Source organism: Phytobacter sp. V91, assembly GCF_965644225.1.
Classification (GTDB): domain Bacteria; phylum Pseudomonadota; class Gammaproteobacteria; order Enterobacterales; family Enterobacteriaceae; genus CBFFRJ01.
In genome coordinates this window covers 1-988 of sequence record NZ_CBFFRJ010000287.1, presented here as the reverse complement: position 1 = coordinate 988, position 988 = coordinate 1, and the positions used below count along the sequence as shown (strand labels likewise).

Annotated in this window: 1 protein-coding gene; it reads left to right on the top strand. The window is 57.3% G+C overall.

The features are described from left to right. A partial coding sequence (locus ACSZO4_RS25685; RefSeq protein ID WP_437891907.1) for a calcium-binding protein occupies window positions 1-988 on the top strand: 988 nt, incomplete at both ends.

The following is a 988-nucleotide window of genomic DNA, read 5'->3' as shown; positions in this document are numbered from 1 at the left end:
TTTGGCGAGGGCATCCGTCCGGAAGATATCCGGCTGACCCGGACGAACGGGTTCTGGAAAAGCCTGGTCCTGTCGGTGGACGGAACGGACGACAGCGTCACCCTCAAAGATTTTTTCTATGCCAACAAAAATCAGGTAGAGCAGATAGCGTTTGCTGATGGCACGGTATGGGATGTTGAAACCGTCAGGAACTGGCTCCTGCAGGGAACGGATGACGCCCAGAAACTGTGGGCCTACGCTGAAGGGAGCGAAATCCACGCGGGCGGGGGCAACGACACGCTGTATGGTGCGGCAGGTAAGGATGTTCTGTACGGCGATGAGGGCGATGATACCCTTGATGGCGACAAAGGAAATGACCTGCTGGATGGCGGAGAAGGCAATGACACACTGTATGGCGGCAGCGGCAATGACAGTCTCCATGGCGGCACAGGCAACGATACGCCTGAAGGCGGCACCGGCAGCGACACCTACCTGTTTAATGCCGGTGGCGGTCAGGACACCTTCTACGAGAACAGCACCAACAGTGGCGATGTGGATGTGCTGCGGTTTGGCGAGGGCATCCGTCCGGAAGATATCCGGCTGACCCGGACGAACGGGTTCTGGAAAAGCCTGGTCCTGTCGGTGGACGGAACGGACGACAGCGTCACCCTCAAAGATTTTTTCTATGCCAACAAAAATCAGGTAGAGCAGATAGCGTTTGCTGATGGGACGGTATGGGATGTTGAAACCGTCAGGAACTGGCTCCTGCAGGGAACGGATGACGCCCAGAAACTGTGGGCCTACGCTGAAGGGAGCGAAATCCACGCGGGCGGGGGCAACGACACGCTGTATGGTGCGGCAGGTAAGGATGTTCTGTACGGCGATGAGGGCAATGATACCCTTGATGGCGACAAAGGAAATGACCTGCTGGATGGCGGAGAAGGCAATGACACACTGTATGGCGGCAGCGGCAATGACAGTCTCCATGGCGGCACAGGCAACGATACGC